The organism is Pedobacter sp. GSP4 (genome assembly GCF_051857575.1).
Lineage (GTDB): Bacteria > Bacteroidota > Bacteroidia > Sphingobacteriales > Sphingobacteriaceae > Pedobacter.
Genome location: NZ_JBPZIR010000009.1, coordinates 172,928 through 195,268, shown reverse-complemented (window position 1 = coordinate 195,268; position 22,341 = coordinate 172,928). Strand labels below are relative to the sequence as shown.

Below are 22,341 nucleotides of genomic sequence, written 5' to 3'. Positions count from 1 at the left end.
GTTCTTTATGCCTGCCGTAATACACAATAAACCAGCTTTTTAGCGCTGCTATTAGTGTGTATGATTAATAATACCAAGGTACGAATTGCCTAAGTCAAATTGTTTTAAATCAGTCGGAATGAATGAACTGAACATACTTTTAAAACAGATCTTTTATTTGAATAAAAAATGAATTTTATGAACAGATAAGTGCTTTGAAATTTGATTTTTTATACTTTTTTATCATGAATAGCTTTAGAAATTGCTAAATGTTAGCTGATTATTAAAAGTTGGTTAATTTTTGGGTAAGAATGGGTGGTAATGATGTGTTGAGCTGTGTTTTAAGACTATTAAATATTAATTTGGACTTTTTGAATTTCTTTTTAAAGTTTCGTTTCGGATAAATTAAGCTGTAATTGCTTCGTTATGATTGCTTTTGCCTTTTTCTTTCTTATTGAAATCAGTTTGGATAATAAATGTGAATAAAACTTGTGTATTTTAAAATGTTTATTAATGTATTTTTAATTAGTAATTAAAACATATGTTTTGCCTGTTTTTTGTGCAAAAATTAATCCAGTGCTATGTTAAATTTTTAAAATTTTCTTGGTAAGGCGAATAATCAAGCAGATTGAGAATTGTTTTTAATATATTCGTGTTATAATCGTTATTAAGACGTTTAATTAACCAAATTTCAAATTTTATGAGAAACGGTCTTAGTGGAATAAAAATCCATTTAGAGATCGTAGGCTAAATCTTAACCATATGCACATTCAAAAAATCATTAAGCCGCTTATTTTTATGGGCTTAATTGCTAATCTATCACAGGCACAGGAAAAAACTGATTTCAAATTTGATTTTGGTAGCGGAAAAGTGGCCAAAGGTTATACTGCAGTTTTACCTGGTGATGCCTATAGTAAAGAAAAAGGATTTGGCTTTGATTTTGATTCGAAAGTTGAAGGCGTTGATGATGGTGGAAAGAATTTTTTAACTTCAGATCTGGTTAGGAGCGATAAACCCTTTTATTTCTCGGTAGCCGTGCCCGAAGGCAATTATAAAATAACAGTCACTTTTGGCAACCCGAAAGCTGCTGCATTAAGTACGGTAAAGGCCGAATCGCGGAGGTTGATGCTCGAAAATGTGAAAACTGCACCTGGACAATCGCTCAGCAAAACCTTTATTGTAAATGTTAAGGATAAACATATCGCAGGTGGGCAAGTTGTTGCCTTAAAGCCGCGCGAAGTGACCAAACTTGATTGGGATGATAAACTGACTTTAGAATTTGATCACCAAACTGCCCTGCAGGCCATCGAAATTACCAAAGTGGAGAATCAGATTACGGTTTTCCTGGCCGGAAATTCGACGGTTGTGAACCAGGACGATGAGCCCTGGGCTTCTTGGGGGCAAATGATTCCCCGCTTTTTTAAACCCGGTGTGGCGATTGCCAACCATGCCGAATCTGGACTTACATTGGGTTCATTTCTGGGGAGTAAACGCTTAGCTAAGATTTTAAGTGTAATGAAACCCGGCGATTACCTGTTTATTGAATTTGGCCACAACGATCAAAAAGATAAAGGACCAAATGATGGCGCCTATAAATCGTATACCGAAAGGTTAAAAACCTTCATTTCGGAAGTGAAGCAAAAAGGCGGAATTCCTGTTGTGGTTACCTCAACCAGCAGGCGGTCTTTTGGTTCGGAAGGAAAAATTGTAAACTCTCTCGGCGATTTCCCTGATGCGGCACGTAAGGTAGCTGCCGAAGAAAAAGTTGCCTTGATTGATCTTAATGCCATGACAACAACTTTATTTAATGCCCTGGGCGAAGAACCATCAAAAAAAGTATTTGTGCATTATCCGGCCAATAGTTACCCTGGGCAGGATAAAGCTCTGGCTGATAATACCCACTTTAATCCTTATGGAGCCTACGAAATTGCACAATGCATTATTTTAGGGATCAAGGAGCAGAAACTGGGCATTGCGAAATACCTGGTTGGTGATCTGCCGAAATTCGATCCGGCTAAACCCGACGACGTAAACAATTGGCACTGGCCAGAGAGCCCTAAAAGTAGTGTGGTTAAACCAGATGGGAATTAAGATGAAAAAACACCCAAAAATTGAATCTTTTTAAAAAACATGCTTTTTAGCTTTAATGGCAAATAAAGTTAATACTTTACCTTTAACCAATAAATAATATAAAGAAGTTTAGGCAAAAGGTAATGATGGAAAACACGAAAATTATTATATACCAAACTGAAGATGGAATTACAAAAATAGAAACCCGTTTAGAAGATGAAACGGTTTGGCTAACAATCGAACAAATGGCTGAACTATTTCAAAAATCTCGTTCTACAGTTAATGAGCATATACTCAATATATATAATGAGAATGAACTCACAAGTGAAGATTCTATGAGAAAAATCGGAAATTCCGATTTTTCTACTAAACCAACAAATTACTATAACCTTGATGTAATTATTTCTGTGGGTTATAGGGTAAAAAGTCTGCAAGGAACAAAGTTTCGCCAATGGGCAACTGCTAGATTAAGGGAATACATTGTAAAGGGTTTTACAATGAATGATGATGTGTTAAAGCAGGGAAGTGGTGGAAACTATTTTGAAGAATTATTAACGCGCATCCGTGATATTCGTTCTTCAGAAAAAATATTTTGGCGAAAAGTTCTGGATATTTATGCTACAAGTATTGATTATGATCCCAGGTTAGAAATATCCATTCAGTTTTTTCAAACTGTGCAGAACAAAATGCATTGGGCAGCACATGGACATACAGCTGCTGAGATTATTTATCAACGCATCGATTCTCAAAAGCCAAATTTAGGTTTAACAAATATTAAAGGAATTAAACCAACAAAGCAGGAAACAGAAATTGCTAAAAATTACCTGAATGAAGATGAATTGAATGTCTTGAACAGAATGGTAACAGCTTACCTCGAAGTCGCAGAATTGCAGGCCTTGAATCGGAAGCCAATGTATATGAAAGATTGGATTGAACGTTTAGATGACTTTGTAAAAATGACGGGCAATGATGTTTTAAAAAATAAAGGAACTGTTAGTCATCAACAAGCTTTAAAAAAGGCGAGTGAGGAATATGAAAAATACAAGGAAAAAACAAAGAACGAGCTTTCAATAGTAGAAAAGGATTTTATAAAACAGATAGAATTAACAGCAAAAGAACTTGGTAACAAGAAAATTAAAAGGTAATTGTACATTTCTAATTTTCTTTTAGACAGTAAAGTAAATATTCATTTTATTGAAAACATGACATATTTATTTTTTAATAGCTAAGTTCTACAGTTTAACAGGAGATTAAATGAAAAAACTAATAATACTTGCCCTGATCAGTGCATTTTGCAATACTGCTTTTGCACAAGCCAGCTTGCAGGCCTTTAAATTAAACGAAGTCCGCTTGCTTGATGGACCTTTTAAGCAGGCGCAGGAAACCGATAAAAAATATATGCTTTCGCTGGATGCGGATAGGCTTTTAGCGCCGTATTTAAAAGAGGCAGGATTAACACCTAAAGCCTTATCGTATGGCAATTGGGAAAACACAGGGCTTGACGGGCATATTGCAGGCCATTATTTGTCGGCATTGGCTTTAATGTATGCTTCAACCGGTGATGAAAAAGTTAAGGAACGGATGGAATACATGGTTGCCGAACTGGATAAATGTCAGCTAAAAAATGGCGATGGTTATTTGGCGGGCATCCCTGGTGGAAAAGAAATCTGGAAGGAAATTAAGGCAGGTAACATTAAATCATCTAGTTTCTCGCTTAACGGCAAATGGGTGCCTTTGTACAACATCCATAAAATTTATGCAGGCCTTTACGATGCTTATGCAGTTGCGAGGAATGCAAAGGCGAAGCAGATGCTTATTAAACTGACAGATTGGTGTGTTGATCTGGTCTCCGATTTATCCGATCAGCAGGTGCAGGAATTGTTAAAGAGCGAGCATGGTGGCCTAAACGAAACTTTTGCCCATGTTTACGCGCTAACTGGCGATCAAAAATACCTTAAATTGGCAAGGCGGTTTTCAGATCAATCTATTCTTAAACCGCTCTTAAAAAATACGGATGCGCTAAATGGCTTGCATGCCAATACGCAGATTCCTAAAGTAATTGGTTTTGAGCAGATTGCTTTATTGGATAAAGATACGGCCTGGGCGAATGCAGCCAATTTTTTCTGGAAAACAGTGGTACAACACCGCACCGTAGCCATTGGCGGGAACAGTGTAAGGGAGCATTTTCACCCTGCCAACGATTTTTCATCGATGACGGAATCGCGTGAAGGACCCGAAACCTGCAATTCCTACAACATGTTAAAGTTAACCAAACAGTTGTTTTTGGCTGCTCCTGCTAACACTTATCTCGATTATTACGAACGCACACTCTACAACCATATCCTTTCTTCGCAAAGGCCAGCAGGTGGTTTCGTGTATTTTACACCGATGCGCCCAGGGCATTACCGCACCTATTCGAGTCCGCAGGAGAGTTTTTGGTGCTGTGTGGGCTCTGGCTTGGAGAACCATGGCAAATATGGAGAGCTGATTTATGCACATCACGCGAATGATGTATTTGTAAACCTTTTTATTCCTTCTACCTTAAACTGGAAAGAGAAAGGCCTTCAACTTACACAGCAAACACTTTTTCCTGATGCAGAAAATACCACACTCAAATTTAAGTTGAAAAACAAACAGCATTTTGCTTTACATTTCCGTAAGCCGGCCTGGTTAGGGCAGGAAAAAATGACGGTTTTGGTGAATGGGAAAAAGGCAGCTATAAAAAACGACGTTAACGGTTATTGCAGTATCGACCGTATTTGGGTGAGCGGTGATGTAGTTAATATTGCCTTACCGATGCATACCACAACTGAGTTTATGCCGGATGGTTCGGATTGGGTTGCTTTTCTTCGTGGTCCGATTGTATTGGCTGCAGCACTCGATACCTTAAGTGAACCCAATTTAACAGCCGATGATAGCAGAATGGGACACATTGCCTCAGGCGCTTTATTTCCGATTAGCGATGCACCACTGGTTACAGGAAGTAAAAATGCTTTAGCAAAAGAAATTACGCTAACGGATCGGAGCACTTTAACTTTCAGTGCGCAAAATGCCATTTATCAACCTAAATATAAATCGCTAAAATTGGTGCCGTTTTATACTTTAGCCGAAAAGCGCTATGTGGTTTACTTTCCATATAGCAGTGCGGCAGAATTGCCTGAACGTGCGAAGGCGATTAAACTGGCCGAAGAGGAAAAGATGATATTGGAGCAGAAAACGGTCGATTTGGTCAATACCGGCGAGCAGCAACCAGAGTCGGATCATCATTTTAAAGGTGAGCAAACCGATAACGGTACTTTTAAAGAAAGACATTTTAGAAATGGAAAAGGGTGGTTTAGCTACTCGCTTAAAAACAAGGATTTACTGGCTACGAAGCTGAGCTTAATTTATTACGGAAAGGAAAAGAACAGAAATTTTTCGATCTGGATTAATGGCATTGCTATTGAAAATGTAAAATTGGATGGAAGTAGAGGGGAGGCTTTTTACACACAGGAGTACGAAATTCCAAAGGCATTGCTAAAAGCAGATTTGGAGCTGAAGTTTGTTGCGGATAGTGGTTCGGCAATTGCGAATGTATATGAAGTGAGGTTGGTGAAGTAGGTTTGTACAAGATGGTCTGTGAGGACACAGACCACTAGAAAAGAGATGCTGAAACAAGTTCAGCATGACGTACTGGAATGATTTATTTCCTGTCCGTAGAGCCCTTCGGAACGCTACGGACAGATTGATTCAGATTGCTCCTCTTATGGTATCGTCATTTCGAGCGGAGAGTAACGAAGTCGAGAAATCTTTATAGATAGATTTCTCCGTTTCGCCAACGTGCGAAAAACCGGTTGGCTCCAGTCGAAATGACGATCCTATCACTACTTAACTTTCTTAACCCCTTCGCTGGTCATTACCACACGTTTCATTGTTCCATCGCTGTTATAATTCAGGTAATCGATACATACCGAGCGCCTGTAGCTTCCGCCATCGGTATTGATGGCGCCGTTGTGGTAAATGAAATATGATTTGCCTTTAAAATCAATAATAGATTGATGATTAGTATTCGAATTTCCGGCAATTTCGTTCAAAATGCCTTTATATTCCCAGGGACCATTGATGTTTTTACTCATCGCATACACAATTTTTTCAGGGAACTGTGAGGCGTAGGATAGATAATACCATCCTTTTCTTTTGTGAACCCATGGGGCTTCGGTAAATTCAGGTACCTCTACTTTCTGGATAGGCCCATCCAGTTCGATCATGTTTTTTTTCAGTTTAGCGTAATAACATTTTTGGTTACCCCAAAATAAATAAGCCTGACCATCATCATCAATAATTACCGTTGGGTCGATATCATCCCAGCTAATTTTTACATCAGTGGTCATATCATTGGTGATTAAAGCTTTCCCGATGGCATCTTTAAAAGGGCCCCTGGGGTTATCAGCAACTGCTACGCCGATAGATTTGCCATGAATGGTGCCATGGGTAATGGCCACATACCAATAAAACTTGCCATCCCTTTCAATTACCTGCGAAGCCCAGGCATCATCTTTCGCCCATGCAAAATCTTTAACGTTGAGCGGCGATTTGTGTTCTTTCCAGGTAACCATATCGGCAGACGAATAGCACAGCCATTCGTGCATTTCGTAAGTATTTTTAGGCTTTGGCGGTACATCGTGCCCGGTGTACAGGTAAACCGAATCGCCATATACAAAAGCAGCGGGATCGGCAGTATATTTATCGGTAATAATTGGATTACCCTTGGCTACAATAACCTGCTCTTGCGCTCTAACCGTGAAATACGTACACGCAAGCATCAAAACAGCGCCCCATTTTTTAAAATTCTTGATCATATTATTGTTTTAATAATTTTTTAAGTTCTTTTTCTTTAATGTTAAGGATGGTGCCGTGCCTCAAACCTGTTGGCAAGCTGATTTTATCCGAAACATCAGTCCAGTTTTTTAAATCGGTAGATTCAATCGCACCGTATTTATGATCGCGGTATTTATCGAAATATACCATCCAATTGTTGCCGGTTTTCAGGGTAGTTGGTCCTTCGGCCCAGTAATTTCCTGTAATGGGGTTTCCAGCTTTGCTGTAAGGACCAATTAATTTATCGGCATAGGCCATTTTAATGTTTTTTTGTGCAGGCTGGCGGGTTTCATCTTTTAAAAACATCACAAACTGTTTATCATCTTTAACAATGGTAGCATCAATTACATTAAAGCCAGGATCATAAAGGAGTTTAGTTTCCGAAAAGGTTTTGAAATCTTTAGTCGTAACATAATACATCCGGTGGTTGTAGCCGCTCTCCTCTGTCGAAGCCGTTTCGTTAAATTTACCGGTTATGGTAGTAGCCCAATAAATCATGTAGGTTTTGGTCTGGCTATCGTAGGTAATTTCGGGGGCCCAGGTATTGCGTGCGCCCGCTTCTTTTGCCATAACGGGTATAAATTGTTGTTCGCTCCAGTTAATGAGATCTTTAGAGCTGGCATAACCAATTCCTTTATCTTTCCAGCTAACCGTCCAAACCATATGGAACAGGCCATCAACACCACGGATAATGCAGGGATCGCGCATCAATTTGTCGTTACTTACAGTAGGGCTAAGGAAAGACTGATCGTTCTTTAATGCTGTCCATTTATAGGCATCGGTGCTGTAGGCCAGGTGAAGCCCATCTTCGCCATTGCCCTTAAAGTAAGCGAAAAGATAAATTTCGTTTTTAGCCTGTGCCTGTACATTTAAAACAGCCGAAATAAGCAGTAAAGCGATATAGAATATTTTCTTCATGATTTTATTTTTGCGTTACAACAATTACAAAACCACCGTATGGTTTCATCTTGATAGGAGGGGGAGATTTAATGTCGATGTCTCCGGTTATAAAATCAGCACCTTGCTCGGCATCTGTAATAATCTCTGCTGATTTTGCATTGAATTTTGAAAAATCAAGATAGACTAGCTTATCCGAATTTTCGCCATTTATACCGGCGATATACCATTTCGAACCTGCTTTGCGTGCCATCACCACAAATTTGCCCGGATAACCATCTATAAACCTAGTATCATCCCAGCTTGCCGGAAAAGTTTGCAGAAATGCTTTAACATAAGCAGGTACCGTTGCCATACCATCAGGCGATTCGGCCAGATGCTGAACACCTGATTGGAAAATCACAGGTAGGGCCAGTTCGAATGCGGCAGTAGTTTTACGCTTGATATTTGGGATTTTAGACAGATTCATGGGGGTAAAATCCATAGGATCGAAGATATTCCTGGTAAATGGAATAGTTGTGGCGTGTAAAGGCTCTTCGTTGGCATTGTTTTGATCGAAAGTGATAAATTCCATGCCCTTGATCGATTCCATAGTAACTAGATTCGGATAAGTGCGCTGCCAACCTCTCGGCAAAGTTGCACCGTGGCAGTTTACGCTTAAGCCAAATTTTGCGGCATCTTCAAAAAGCTCAAGGTAATAGCGGATCATCGATTGACCATCGCCTCCAAAAAAATCAATTTTTATACCCTTAATGCCCATTTTTTGGAGCAGTGCAAATTCTTTTAAGCGACTTTCGCGTGTGGTTAATTTGTTCTTGGGCGTATACTTTACTGTGTTCCAATCGCCGGCAGAATTGTACCACAACAGCAGGCCCACCTTTTTTTGTTTGGCGTAATCGGCCAGTTGCTGCATTTTTTCATAGCCAATTTTAGTGTCCCAGTCCACATCAATCAAGCAGTATTCCCAATGCATGTCGGAAGCGAAATCGATATACTTTTTCTGAACATCGTACACAATCGAATTGTCTTTCAGCATAATCCAGCTCCAGGAAGCTTTGCCTAACTGAAATAAATCGGGATTGATAGCTGTTTTTGCCGGAGCGGCCAAATCAGTCCCTAAAGTAGATTCGGTTACCTTTGTAAGGCTGCCAACAGCAATTACCCGCCAAGGTGTGTACCAGGGCAAGGTAGATTCGGGATTTACATTTTGGTTGGTAAAAGCTTCTCTGGCATCAGGAAAGCCCACTTGGTAAATTCCTCCAGCTGAATTTTGCTTTAACCGCGTGGCGCAATATCCTCCATCTAAACCAACTTCGGTAACCAACAACCAGGTGTCTTTATAATTAAACAAGGCCGGATAAACCCAACCTGCTTCAGTAGGTGCAGGGGTGCCCACACTGATTTCTTTTTTATAATATTCCTCGTACGATGGATTGGTACTTTCCCAGCCAGTTTTAGCAACGGACATGGGCTGCATCCAAGCTTTGGTACTTTCGAAAAAATGAAAAGCCGTTTTTTCTTCGGTAATTATTTTCACCTGTGTATCGGCATCCGGAAAATAGTAACGGAAAGCCACGCCATCATTGGAAACCTGAAAAATAACATCCATCTTTTTTGCCGATGCATTTTGCAGGTGTAAAACCCGTTTATTGGCCAGGTATTGATTATTTAGCCTTTTGCCGTTTTTTAAGGTATAGTTATCCTTAACCAGCTCGTTTTTAGAAACGGAAAGTAGCGCTAGGTTTTTAGCAAAATCTGCATCTTCACGTATCATACCTAGTGATGAATTGGCCATTACAGGCACTGATTTTCTGTTAACGGAATAAAAAATCTGTTTGTTTTTAAGAAAAACAGAAACATTCAATTCTTTATTGGGACTTGAAATTTCGTATTTGGTTTGTGCTTTAAGTGTTTGACTGCCAGAAAGCAACAAAAATATAAGGCTTGCGATTTTATAGCTCATCTTTAATTATTTTAATTCTAATACCACAACAGATTGTGCGGGCAGCTCTACCTTAAGGGTACTGCCCGATTTTTTTGCACCGGTAAATTTGGCATTGTGCACTTTGTCGGTATTTGCAAAACTATTTATATCGGTTAATTTAGCAGAAGTTAAGATCTGCCCGGTAACCGAGCTCCATTTCAAGCCATCTAAAGCTGTACTTAAAGCAATTTTCTTGTTTGGATCTAAATTCACCAAGGAAATGTGGATGGCACCGCTTGCATCCTGCGAAGCAGAAACATTCAAAGCCGGAATTTGTTGGTCGCCTACCGTGTAGTCAGGACTGGTAAAGGCAATTGGTAAGTATTTAGCATCCTGGTGCACCTTGTACAAATCAAACACATGGTAGGTAGGGGTGAGGATCATCTTGTCTTTTTCAGTTAAAATTAAGGCCTGCAATACATTAACGGTTTGTGCCAGGTTGGCCATTTTAACACGGTCAGAATGGTTGTTAAAGATGTTTAAAGTTGTTCCGGCAATTAAGGCATCGCGCAAACTGTTTTGCTGATATAAGAAACCAGGGTTTGTGCCGGGTTCTACATCTGTCCAGATTCCCCATTCATCAACCACCAAGGCTACTTTCTTTTTCGGATCGTATTTGTCCATAATGGCCGAGTGTTTGGTTACCAGTTCTTCCATTTTTAAGCAGTTTTTCATGGTCGAGAAATACTGGGCTTCATCAAATTTGGTAGCCGATCCTTTTACACCCCAGTTTCCAGTTGGAATGGTGTAATAATGCAGCGTTAGGCCCCACATCTGGTTGCCTATGTTTTTCATGCAGGTTTCGGTCCAGTTATAATCGCCAGAGTTTGCGCCGCTGGCAATCTTTTTTAACGGAGCACCCGGATAGTTGCGTGCATAAGTAGCGTATCTGCGGTAAAGATCGGAATAGTAAGCAGGCGTCATATTGCCTCCGCAACCCCAGCTTTCGTTACCCACGCCCCAAAAAGCCACTTTCCATGGTTTTTCTCTTCCATTTTGGCTGCGGATGGCCGTCATTGGGCTTACCCCATCAAAATTTAAGTATTCTACCCATTTAGCCATTTCTTCAACTGTTCCACTGCCCACGTTGCCTGCAATGTAAGGTTCGCAATCCAGCATCTGGCAGAGATCCAGAAATTCGTGTGTACCAAAACTATTGTCTTCAGTTACGCCGCCCCAATTGGTATTGACCATTTTTGGGCGCTGGTTTCTTGGTCCAATACCGTCCCTCCAATGGTATTCATCGGCAAAGCAGCCGCCCGGCCAGCGCAGGTTAGGCACTTTAATTTTTTTTAAAGCCTCAACAATATCGAGTCTGATCCGCCCTTTATTTGGAATAGTTGAGTTTTCATCCACCCAAAAACCATCGTAAATACAACGGCCCAAATGCTCAGAAAAATGACCGTAAATGTGTTTGCTTACCACCTGATCGCCGGCCGGTTTAATGGTTAACTGCGTTTCGTTTTGTGCCTGTGCAAAAATGGCGCAGCAGAGCAAGGTGGCAGAGAAGAATAGTTTTTTAATCATGATCTCTTGAATCTATTGGTTAAACGGGATTTTGATAACGTTGAAAGAATATGGTTTTAAGGCAATATTCAGTTTTTTGCCTTTTAGGTTAATGTTATGCTTTTGTGGACTTACTGCTTCCGGATTATCGAAAGAGTTGAGCTGGTTTAAATTGCTACTGGCTATTTCCTCGTTGGTAGCCTTGCTTTTGAGTTTCAGTTTTCCTTCCAGATCCAGGTCAATGTTTTGTGCCTGATCTGAGTTATTGGCAATTTTAATGATCAGCTCTTTTTTGCCTTGGTCGGTTACAGCCGAAGCATAAAGCCCATCCTGACCGGTAATGTTTTTATCGCCCAAAGTAATGGCTACCACATCGGTGCCTTTATTGGTCGAAAAAAGTTTTTGTACATAATAATCAGGCGTGCCATACGATTTCAGGTTATCCACCCAAATCATATCCGGCGCCCATTGCCAGGCATCGATATGGGCAAAAAGCGGGGCATAAGAAGCCATTTGTACCACATCGGCATTGCGCTCCAAACCCGTCATTAAGGAGGCAGATGCCAGCGCACTTTGCCAGTTGTTTTTATTGCTACCGGTAATATTGCCGCTGGCGTGTACAGCATACTCACCTACAAAAACCTTCGATCCGTTACGTGGATAATTGTCGTAGCGGCCAGCATTTTTTAAAAACCAATCGGCCGGGCGATAATAATGTTCATCTATAAAATCAGCATTGTTGCTTCTTAAAGTATTGTTTAACAGGTTAAAGCGATCGCCTTCAGGGTCGGTACCCGAACTGTTGATGAGTTTAAAATCAGGGTATTTGGCTTTGATGGCTTTGGTAAAAATCGCTACCCTTTCTAAATATTGAGGTCCCCAGTTTTCGTTGCCCACGCCCATCATTTTTAAATTGAAAGGTTTCGGGTGACCTAAATCGGCGCGCATTTTACCCCATTTGGTATTCACATCGCCGTTGGCAAATTCAATCAGGTCTAAAGCATCCTGAACATAAGGATCCAGTTCATCAAGAGAAGCCACCTCGGCCGAGTTAAACTGGCAGGCCATACCACAGTTTAAAATCGGTAAAGCATCCGAACCAATATCTTCGGCCAGTTGAAAATATTCGAAAAAACCCAGACCAAAACTCTGGTAATAATCGGGTGCCGGACGGTGGGCAAATTCGGTGTTCCACCGGTTCATAATCAATTGCCTGTTTTCAATTGGGCCAATGGTTTTCTTCCACTGGTAACGGTTGGCCAGATCAGTTCCTTCTACAATACAGCCACCTGGGAAGCGGATAAAGCCGGGTTTCATATCGGCCAGTAACTGTACCATATCGGCCCTTAAACCTTGCGGACGGTTTTTCCAGGTATCGCCCGGAAACAAAGAAATCATATCCAGATCGATGTTCCCATTGCCCTGAAACAAAATAGAAAATTTGGCTTTCGGATCAGTTTCGGTAGCCGTAAAGCTAGCCGATTGCTTTTTCCAGTCGTTTCCGGTTTGATCGGGCGTTAAGCTTCCTTGTCCAATTACCTTGTTGTTGGCATCTTTGAGCAAAAGTACCAGTTTAACACCTGGTTTAGCTTGACGGAACATGACTGAAAAATCGTATCGCAGGCCTTTTTTTACACCAATTCCTTTAAAACCTTCATTAATGAGTTCAAAATCGTCTGTTTGTTTTTTTACCTGTAAATAACGGGGATTGGCAGTATTCACCTCTTTACGGTTTACCACCAATATTTCGCCTTCCTGCGGCCTTTTTCTTTGAATACTCCAGCCCATTAATGGTTTGGCAAATTCGAACGAACGGTTTTTGATGAGTTCGGCATAAATACCCCCATCGGCACCAAAGTTAATATCTTCAAAAAAAACACCCCACATGTTGGGTTGAACTTTGGCAATAGATTGGTCGGTTTTTACAGTAATTACTTTTGCAGTTTGCGCTTGTACTTCGGATATGAACCCAATTCCAATGGTAGCATACATTATGCATGCAGAGAACACACTCTTTACAGGGTAATTTAATTTCATACGGTTTAATATTTGGAAGAATCTAATCGTAAAAGTAAAATATTTAAGATAATAAACGTTAATTTAACATTTATTTTTTTTGTCTTATTAATTTTGTTGATAAATTCTAGCATATTAGCATTTAAAGGAATGAAGTGATGGCAGTAGATATGGCCAATAGTAGTAAAAGGGTTTAGTAAAGTAACTTTTTACTTGATGTTCTGGATTTATTTTAGCGAAACCTTTAAAATCTTTCTTGTAACATATTGCCATCGCTAAAAAGCAGGATACTACAGGATGCGCGTTAAAAATATACTGGTTACATTCGGCTTGGAACATTTAACCGTTGCTTTAACGCTTCTGTTAAAATCCGCTAACCAATTACACATGATGAGCCTTCGTTTTTTCAATATTTTAGTATTGACCGCGTTTTTTTGTGTACCGGTTTGTGCGCAAAAAAACACAGCTGCCAGCAAAACTTTATGGTATAAAAAACCGGCAAAAAACTGGGATGAAGCGCTTCCGATTGGGAACGGACGTTTAGGTGCTATGGTATTTGGCCGTGTTGATGCCGAGCTGATCCAATTGAACGAAGAAACATTGTGGACAGGAGGGCCTGTTGATGAAAACCCCAATCCCGATGCGCCCAAATATTTACCCGAAGTGAGGAAACTGCTTTTTGAAGGACAGAACGGCCAGGCTGTAAAACTCATGCGCAAAATGCAGGGGCCAAATACCAATATGTACCAACCTTTGGCCAATATTTTTTTAAAACAGCAATTGCATGGAACCGTAAGCAATTATACCCGTAGCCTGAACATTTCCGATGCAACGGCCTCAACAAAGTTTTCAGTTAATGGGGTAAACTATAAACGCGAAATATTTTCTTCATTCCCCGATCAGGTGATTGTGATGCGCCTAAGTACTGATGGGAAAAAATCATTAAATGTATCTTTTGGTTTAGGAGATGAACTGGAACACCAGGTGGTTATCCAGAACAATAATGAGATCGTTTTAAAAGGTAAAGCAAGGATTTATGCTGATGAACGCAGAAACCCCAAACCCATTATTTACAGCGATAGCTTGCGCCACAACGGAATGCGCTACCAAGCGAGGCTAAAAGTGATCCGTACTGATGGCAAATTAGCTTCAGATAGTGTATTGCATGTTACAGGCGCATCTGAAATTTTAGTGCTGATTAGCGGTGCAACCAGTTATAATGGCTATAATAAGTATCCTGACCGTGATGGTTTAGACGAAAATGCCAAGGCGCTAAGTTTAATCAAAGCGGCAGAAATTAAACCTTTTGAGGTGTTGAAAAAAGCACATGTTGTAGATTATCAGCAATATTTTAACCGGGTAACACTTTCCATTAACCAAACGGGCGATGCATTGGCCGATACTCCAACCGATGAGCGGTTAAGTAGTTACAAAAGCGGAAAAACCGATTATGGACTGGAAGAGCTGTATTTTCAGTTCGGCAGGTATCTGCTCATTTCCTGTTCCCGTCCCGGTGGTATCCCTGCAAATCTTCAGGGAATCTGGAATCCATTGATCAGGCCATCGTGGAGAAGCAATTTTACAACCAACATTAATTTACAAATGAATTATTGGCCTGCAGAGGTTACCAATCTGTCTGAACTTACCGAACCGCTGATTACCCAGATTAAGCACCTGGCCGTAAATGGCGAAAAAACGGCGACCAATTATTACCATGCCAAAGGCTGGGCAGTACACCATAATTCGGACATCTGGGCGCAAACCAATCCGGTAGGCGAAGGCAATGGCGATCCGAAATGGGCTAATTGGTCGTTGGGTAGCCCTTGGCTATCGCAGCATCTGTATGAGCATTATCTGTTTACCGGCGATAAAAAATATTTAAAAGATACAGCTTACCCTTTGATGAAAGGCGCGGCACTATTCTGTTTAGATTGGTTGGTAGAAAAAGACGGCTATCTGGTTACTGCGCCCTCTACTTCTCCCGAAAACAGTTATTTATTGCCCAATGGGAGCAAAGAGGTGGTTACCATTGCCTCTACCATGGATATGTCGATTATCCGTGATCTGTTTGCAAACCTCATTGATGCCGCTAAAATACTGGGCACAGATCAGGATTTTACGAAGCTCCTTCAAGCAAAATATGCCAAACTCCGTCCTTTACAAATAGGTAAAAAAGGTAATTTATTAGAGTGGTACGGCGATTTTGAAGATGTAGAACCTCAGCACCGTCATGTTTCGCATTTGTTTGGTTTACATCCCGGCAGGGAAATTTCGCCATTAATTGATACCCTTTATGCCAATGCCGCCATTAAAACACTGCAGCTTAGGGGCGATGAAGGAACAGGTTGGAGCAAAGCATGGAAAATTAATTTTTGGAGCAGACTGCTCGATGGCAATCATGCCTATAAAATGTATCAGGAGCTACTAAAAAACTCGACACTTAACAACCTTTTCGATACGCACCCACCATTTCAGATTGATGGAAATTTTGGTGCTACAGCCGGTATTGCAGAAATGCTGATACAAAGCCATTTAGGTAAGGTGCAGCTTTTGCCTGCACTGCCAGCCGCATGGAAAACTGGTAAGGTTACAGGGCTGGTTGCCCGTGGTGGCTTTGTAACAGCTATACATTGGGATAATGGAAAATTGACTAAAGCCAGCGTGTTATCCAAAAACGGCGGTATTTTAAACCTTTCTACAACTGTGAAGCTCAAAGTGAACGGGCAGTCAATAAGTAAATTTGATAAAACTAGCCATGCCTACGAAAGTTCGATTAAAACTATTGCAGGCAAAACATACAATATTATAGGCTCAAACGATTAATATGGATTTCAAAAAATACCTCTTACTTACACTCTTAAACGGACTTGCGTTTGGTGTTTTGGCCCAGCAAAAAACGTTGCCGGTTGCTTCCGATAAAGCAGCTATTAAACTGTTTTTTGAGAAATCCTATTTACAGCTCGACCGCAGTTATTACAGCACTGGCGAAGATATTTGGTTTAGCGCCTATCTGGTAAATGGAAAAAGCAGCAGCTTAACCGCCACGAGCAATAATTTATATGTAGAACTGCTTTCGCCCAAGTCGGAAATTTTAGACCGGAAATTAATCAGGTTAAATGGCGGATTGGGTAAGGGAGATTTTAAACTGAAAGATTCTATCCCATCGGGCTGGTACGCCATAAGGGCATACACCAATTGGATGCGGAATTTCGGTGCCGATTTTGTTTTTCAGAAAAGGATACACATTAGCAATAACATTATTGAAAATGCTTCTTACTTCACGCGCAAGCCAGTTAAAAAAACCGATCCTTTAGCCTCAAAAAAATCGATTTCCTTTTTCCCTGAAGGCGGTTCGTTGGTTGAAGGTTTAACCAGTTTGGTCGCTTTTAAAACCAATGATGAAGAAGGGAACGGCGTTAAAGCCCTTGGTAGTGTGATTTCTTCCAAAGGAGATACTGTTACCACATTCCAGAGTACTGAGGCGGGTATGGGCCTTTTTGCTTTTACGCCCAAAGCCAATGAAAAATATAGGGTAGAGGGTTTTTACGGGAAAGAAAAGTTTTCGGCAGCAATGCCTGAAAGCCTTCAAAAAGGACTTTCGCTGCACGTTACTACCGATTCTTTAAACCTTAAAGCTACCATTAGTGCCAACGAGGCGATGTTTGGCGAGTTGAAGGATAAGACCATTTCGATCGTGATTAAACATGCGGGAGATAATGTGTATTCCGGATCGATCAAACTGAGCAAGGCAAGCGCTTCGGTAACCATCCCCACCAAAGGTTTTCCGAGTGGAATTTCGGTAGTTACCCTGCTCGACGAAAGGAACAGGCCAAACTGCGAAAGACTGGTTTTGATACAGGATGAAAATAAAATGAATTTCGCTGTTACCCCTAATAAAACCCTTTATAAACCAAGGGAAAAAGTAATCCTTAAGGTTAAAGCAACTAATTTTCTCGGTCAGCCTGCTAAAACTTCATTTTCATTGGCCGCGGTTGATGCGCTTGTTCCCGATGATGGAAACGATATTGTTTCTTATTTAATGCTTCAATCGGAGGTAAAAGGAGAAATTAAAAATGCTGCACAATATTTCGATGCTAAAAATCCTGCGCGCTTAAAACAGCTCGATTTATTGTTGCTTACCCAGGGCTGGAGAGATTACCTTTGGCGAAAACTGGCCGATTCGGCTATAAAAATCAGCTATTTGCCCGAGCCCGGCATTACCATAAAAGGTTTGGTAAGAGAGAAATTAGGCCAAAAACCTTTGCCCAATATGAACATCACTTTGTTTGGCTCTAATTTTACGGGCGATAAGCTGTATACCACCAGAACAGATCAGGAAGGGCATTATTTCTTGGATGGATTAAACTGGACAGGTAATCAGGCCATCAAAATTTCATCAAAAGATGATAAGGGTAAAAAAGGCGGTTGGCTGCAGATCGATACCTTGACTAAACCCTTAAGTTTAGCACCTTTTAAAACCATCGAATCTGGAATTTCTGATGCTTTGAACGTAGAAATCGGTAAACGGATGGATTATAACCGTACCTATAAATTCGGCGATTCCATTTCCTTGAACGATATCGAAATTAAGGCCAATGCAAGTAAAAGATTGGTGCTGTTTAACCAAACGCTGTCAACCTTTGGCTATCCCGATCAGGTATTTAACATTACCCAGGCCGATTATTCTTTCAAAGGTTTAGAGCATTTTCTGTTAACCAAGGTAAATGGGGCACAAAATATTGATGACTTGGATAGCACGGGGATTGAAGGTGTTGCTTTTTTATCGAACGGGAAAAAAGTGCGGCCACGTATTCTGATCAATAACCGCGAAGATCTTTTCGAACGCCTTGATTATTACAGCCTAACTATGGATCAGATCAATCAGGTAACGGTGCGGCATTTGGTTGATAATGAGGCCAAAGATGTATATGTGATCAGCCTTAATTTAAAAGAAGATGCCCTGCGTGGATCAAACTTGGATCTGCTGAACATTAATTTGAACGGTTACTATAACGCCAGAACTTTTTATTCGCCCAATTACAATAATCCGGCCACGCAAAGTAAAGATTTACGTACCACTATTTTTTGGCAGCCGGTAATAAAAACAAACGAAAATGGTGAAGCTACAATTAGCTATTTTAATGGCGATAACAAAGCGCAGATTTTGATCAAAGCTGATGGAATTACCGATAAAGGCGTTGCTGTTTCGGCCCAGGGAAGCTATAAAGTGCAATAACCAAACCAGATACAAGTATGAACCATTTATATTTTCAATAAAACAGTTATGAACATCAAAATCTTCATTTTCTGTTTAATCGGCATTACATTTTATTCCGGAGCCATTTTTGCCCAGCGCCAGATGGAGAAGCTGGGGCGCGGGCTAATTGCCGTACGCCAGCATAAAGATTCGGTTTATGTAGGCTGGCGTGTATTGGGCACCGATCCCGATGATATTGCTTTTAACCTTTACCGTAAAACCGGAACCAGCGAAGCCATAAAGCTGAACCACGACCCAATTACCCAAAGCAGCAACTTTATTGATGCCGGCGTTAAGTTTGGTCTGGCCAACAGTTATTTTGTTAAACCGGTTTTAAAAGGCCATGAAGCTGAAGCCAGTAAAGCTTTTACTTTGTCTGCTAACCAACCTGTTCAGCAATATTTGACTATTCCTTTGAAGACGCCTGCTGGCTATAGTCCAAACGATGTTTCGGTGGGCGATTTGGATGGCGATGGTGAATACGACATTATTGTGCACCAAACCGGCCGTGGCCGGGATAATTCTTCAAACGGATTAACAGACCCGCCAATTTTTCAGGCCTATAAGCTGGATGGCACTTTCTTGTGGGAAATTAACCTGGGCAAAAATATCCGCGAAGGGGCGCATTACACCCAGTTTATGGTGTATGATCTGGATGGTGATGGCATATCCGAAATGGTTTGTAAAACAGCCGATGGCACGGTAGATGGGAAAGGAAAAGTAATTGGCGATGCCACAAAAGATTACCGCAACAGCAATGGTAAGATATTGGATGGCCCCGAATTTTTAACCGTTTTTAGCGGTAAAACAGGCGAAGCCCTGGCCACTACCGATTACATTCCTGCCCGTGGCGATATTGGTGCTTGGGGAGGTAAAGGTGGTAATGGCAAAAACGACAATACCGGTAACCGCGTAGATCGGTTTAATGCCTGCGTAGCCTATTTGGATGGCATTCATCCCAGTGTGGTAATGTGCAGGGGCTATTACGGACGCACAGTTTTGGCTGCCTGGGACTGGCGCAATGGCAAATTAAGTTCGCGATGGGTATTTGATAGTAAAAATGGACAAAATCCCTTCTCAGGTCAGGGAAACCACAATTTAACCGTTGCCGATGTAGATGGCGATGGTAAAGATGAAATTATTTATGGTTCGATGTGTGTTGATGATAATGGAAAAGGTTTGTACACCACGGGTTTAAGGCATGGCGATGCCATTCATGTTTCAGATCTTGATCCCGAACATCCGGGTTTAGAAGTTTTTGGTGTACATGAAATTGAAGAAGGTACAAAAGGTCCGGGGGCAGCAGTGTATGCCGCCAAAACCGGCGAAATATTATGGAAAGGTTCGGATGATGAAGATGTAGGCAGAGGCGTGGCCGATAATATCGATAATACCCGTTATGGCGCACAGATGTGGTGGTCGGGATCGAACGGGTTATATGACATTAAGGGGAACAGGATTGGCGATCAGCCGCGGTCTACCAATTTCCTGATTTATTGGGATGGCGATTTATCGCGCGAACTTTTAGATGGCAACCACATTGATAAATACAATGGCGGGCGGCTTTTTACGGCCGATGGCTGCGTATCGAACAACGGAACCAAATCTACTCCAGCTTTAAGCGCCGATTTATTTGGCGATTGGCGCGAGGAATTGATTTTGAGAAGCTATGATAACCAGAGCTTACGCATTTATACCACCACTATCCCAACCGAACACCGCAATTATACGCTGATGCACGATCCGCAATACCGTTTAAGTATTGCCTGGCAAAACGATGGCTATAACCAGCCACCACATACCGGTTTTTATTTCGGCTATGGTATGAAAAAAGCCCCAAAACCCAATATTGTACTTGTAGAACCTAAAAAATAACATGCGTACCATTAAACAAGCTTTAATTTTTTGCTTCGGATTGCTTTTACCGGCAGCAGCAATGGCCCAGCGCCAGATGGAAGCATTGGGCAGGGGCGTGGTAGCTGTACACATGCCCGGCGACAGCGTTTTTGTAAGCTGGCGGCTGCTGGGCACCGATCCTGATGATATTGCCTTCAATCTTTACCGCAAAACGAATCGTAGTGAGGTAGTAAAACTAAACGAGACACCCTTAACCGGTGCCACAATTTTTACCGATAAAAAAACAGATTTTACAATGGATAATGAATGGTTCGTAAAGCCGGTTATTCATGGGAAAGAACAGAATGAAAGTGCTGCTTTTGCCTTACCAAAAAATACCGCTGCCAAACCATATTTGTCTGTCCCCCTAAAAACTTTGGCTGGTTATACACCTAACGATGTTTCGGTTGGCGATTTGGATGGTGATGGGGAATATGAAATTGTTTTACATCAGGCAGGCATTGCGCATGATAATTCTCATTCTGGTTTCACCTCCGAGCCTTTGCTGGAGGCCTATAAACTGGATGGTACCTTTTTATGGCGCATAAACCTGGGCAAAAATATTCGCGAAGGGGCACATTATACCCAGTTTATGGTGTACGATCTGGATGGCGATGGCAGGGCAGAAATAGCTTGCAAAACAGCGGATGGAACAATTGATGGAAAAGGAAAAGTGATCGGCGATTCGACCAAAGACTGGAGAAATAAAAGCGGGTATATTTTAGCCGGTCCGGAGTTTCTGACTGTTTTTGATGGTCTAACCGGCGCTGAAATTACGACCACTAACTTTATTCCTGCCCGCTCTCCTAATCTCAATCCTTCGCCCGAAGAACTAAAAAAGACCTGGGGAGATGCTTATGGTAACAGAATGGACCGTTTTTTAGCTGCTGTGGCTTATCTCGACGGAAAACACCCCAGTTTAATTATGAGCAGGGGATATTACACGCGTACTTTTATAACGGCCTGGGATTTTAACGGAAAAAGCCTTCATAAAAAATGGACTTTCGATAGTGGTGAGTCTGGCAATAAGCGATATGGCGGTCAGGGAAACCATAATTTGAGTGTTACCGATGTAGATGGCGATGGCAAAGATGAAATTATTTATGGTGCCATGACCATCGATGATGATGGAAAAGGATTATATACCACCGGTTTAGGCCATGGCGATGCTTTGCATGTTGGCGATCTGGATCCCGACAGACCCGGATTGGAAGTGTTCGATATTCAAGAAAGGTTTTCGGATGCTGGGGCAAACTTCAGGGATGCCAGAACCGGAGAGGTTTTGTGGAAGAAGGCTTCGGTAAGTGCCGGGGCGGATGGCGAAGGACCGGGGAGAGGGCTGGCATTAAACATCGACGCCAGATACCGGGGATCCGAGTGCTGGGTGGCCGGGGCAGGAATCACAGGTATGTTTGATGCCAAAGGCAACAAAATTTCGAATACCACCCCAAGCGTTAACTTCGGTATTTTTTGGGATGGCGACTGCCAGAGCGAACTTTTAAACAGCACTTCGATTGATAAATGGGATTATGAAAATGCAAAAACTGTTCGGCTGCTGAATGCCAGGGCCTACAACTGTTTATCCAATAATGGAACCAAATCTACCCCCGCATTATCGGCCGATATTTTGGGCGATTGGCGCGAGGAAGTGATTTACCGTACTGCCGATGCCAGCGAGCTGAGGATATTTACCACAACCATTCCAACCACGCACCGTTTTTACACCTTTATGCACGATCCGCAGTACCGTTTAAGTATTGCCTGGCAAAATGTAGGCTACAATCAGCCGCCACACACCAGTTTTTACATGGGCGATGATATGAACCAACCGCCGAAACCGAATATCAAACTAATTAAAAACCACCGTAATTCTAAGTAA

12 protein-coding genes are annotated in these 22,341 nt (G+C 41.5%); 7 read left to right on the top strand and 5 right to left on the bottom strand.

The annotated features are described in order from the left end of the window. Positions 1-741: 741 nt before the first annotated feature. From ACS5PU_RS20380 to ACS5PU_RS20370, 3 genes are all read left to right on the top strand, one after another. Positions 742-2,070, top strand: coding sequence for a rhamnogalacturonan acetylesterase (locus tag ACS5PU_RS20380; protein ID WP_439461010.1), 1,329 nt, complete (start codon positions 742-744; stop codon positions 2,068-2,070). Between the two features lie 122 nt (positions 2,071-2,192). Continuing rightward, positions 2,193-3,194, top strand: a complete 1,002-nt coding sequence (locus ACS5PU_RS20375; RefSeq protein WP_439461009.1) for a virulence RhuM family protein — start codon at positions 2,193-2,195, stop codon at positions 3,192-3,194. 109 nt (positions 3,195-3,303) lie between these two features. Continuing rightward, on the top strand, positions 3,304-5,649 hold the full coding sequence (locus ACS5PU_RS20370) for a beta-L-arabinofuranosidase domain-containing protein (RefSeq protein WP_439461008.1): 2,346 nt from the start codon (positions 3,304-3,306) through the stop codon (positions 5,647-5,649). A 263-nt stretch (positions 5,650-5,912) separates the two neighbouring features. On the opposite strand, the gene ACS5PU_RS20365 is transcribed toward ACS5PU_RS20370, so the two are convergent. From ACS5PU_RS20365 to ACS5PU_RS20345, 5 genes are read right to left on the bottom strand one after another with little or no spacing between them, the layout of a single operon-like run. Beyond that, positions 5,913-6,887, bottom strand: a complete 975-nt coding sequence (locus ACS5PU_RS20365) for a glycoside hydrolase family 43 protein (RefSeq protein WP_439461007.1) — start codon at positions 6,885-6,887, stop codon at positions 5,913-5,915. Position 6,888: 1 nt separating this feature from the next. Next, positions 6,889-7,824, bottom strand: coding sequence for a glycoside hydrolase family 43 protein (locus tag ACS5PU_RS20360; protein WP_439461006.1), 936 nt, complete (start codon positions 7,822-7,824; stop codon positions 6,889-6,891). A gap of 4 nt (positions 7,825-7,828) precedes the next feature. Then, positions 7,829-9,766: a glycoside hydrolase family 97 catalytic domain-containing protein gene (locus ACS5PU_RS20355; RefSeq protein WP_439461005.1), complete on the bottom strand. Its 1,938-nt coding sequence runs from the start codon at positions 9,764-9,766 to the stop codon at positions 7,829-7,831. A 6-nt stretch (positions 9,767-9,772) separates the two neighbouring features. Further along, complete coding sequence (locus ACS5PU_RS20350; protein WP_439461004.1) at positions 9,773-11,314, bottom strand: alpha-N-arabinofuranosidase; 1,542 nt, start codon at positions 11,312-11,314, stop codon at positions 9,773-9,775. A gap of 12 nt (positions 11,315-11,326) precedes the next feature. Continuing rightward, positions 11,327-13,330, bottom strand: a complete 2,004-nt coding sequence (locus tag ACS5PU_RS20345) for an alpha-L-arabinofuranosidase C-terminal domain-containing protein (RefSeq protein ID WP_439461003.1) — start codon at positions 13,328-13,330, stop codon at positions 11,327-11,329. Between the two features lie 366 nt (positions 13,331-13,696). Between ACS5PU_RS20345 and ACS5PU_RS20340 the strand changes: the two genes are divergently transcribed. Genes ACS5PU_RS20340 through ACS5PU_RS20325 form a run of 4 tightly spaced genes read left to right on the top strand, consistent with a single transcriptional unit; the run spans position 13,697 to position 22,341 of the window. After that, positions 13,697-16,132, top strand: coding sequence for a glycoside hydrolase family 95 protein (locus ACS5PU_RS20340; protein ID WP_439461002.1), 2,436 nt, complete (start codon positions 13,697-13,699; stop codon positions 16,130-16,132). A gap of 1 nt (position 16,133) precedes the next feature. Continuing rightward, a complete protein-coding gene (locus ACS5PU_RS20335) occupies positions 16,134-18,545 on the top strand; it encodes a hypothetical protein (protein ID WP_439461001.1) in 2,412 nt (803 codons plus the stop codon). Positions 18,546-18,593: 48 nt separating this feature from the next. Beyond that, on the top strand, positions 18,594-20,441 hold the full coding sequence (locus ACS5PU_RS20330) for a rhamnogalacturonan lyase (RefSeq protein ID WP_439461000.1): 1,848 nt from the start codon (positions 18,594-18,596) through the stop codon (positions 20,439-20,441). A gap of 1 nt (position 20,442) precedes the next feature. Next, a complete protein-coding gene (locus ACS5PU_RS20325) occupies positions 20,443-22,341 on the top strand; it encodes a rhamnogalacturonan lyase (protein WP_439460999.1) in 1,899 nt (632 codons plus the stop codon).